The 236-nt window shown below is 35.2% G+C and carries 1 protein-coding gene; it reads right to left on the bottom strand.

Annotated features, from left to right (window positions below; genetic code table 11):
- A partial coding sequence (locus tag A3712_RS28970; RefSeq protein WP_443083617.1) for an AlpA family phage regulatory protein occupies nucleotides 1-72 on the bottom strand: 72 nt, incomplete at its 3' end.
- Nucleotides 73-236 lie beyond the last annotated feature (164 nt).

The raw sequence follows: 236 nt of genomic DNA, 5'->3' as shown, positions 1-236 counted from the left end.
GTTTCTCATATATCGATACAGTGTATTTCTGCTTATTTGTGTAACCTGTGACACCTCATTGATGCGTAGCATTTTTTCTTTTTTCATTGTGGCGACTTACCATGTAACGGGGTTATGTAACTCGATACTTTAGCACAGGGGAAACCCCCTGAGAAATTTGTTGTGTTTTTCCTTGTTTGGGGGTTGCTGAAGCTAAAAATAATTATTAACCTATGTGTATAAATTTAAAAAACAAA

The sequence above is a fragment of the Vibrio sp. HI00D65 genome (assembly GCF_001635455.1).
Taxonomy (GTDB): Bacteria; Pseudomonadota; Gammaproteobacteria; order Enterobacterales; family Vibrionaceae; genus Vibrio.
This window is presented reverse-complemented; position numbering and strand designations above follow the sequence as displayed.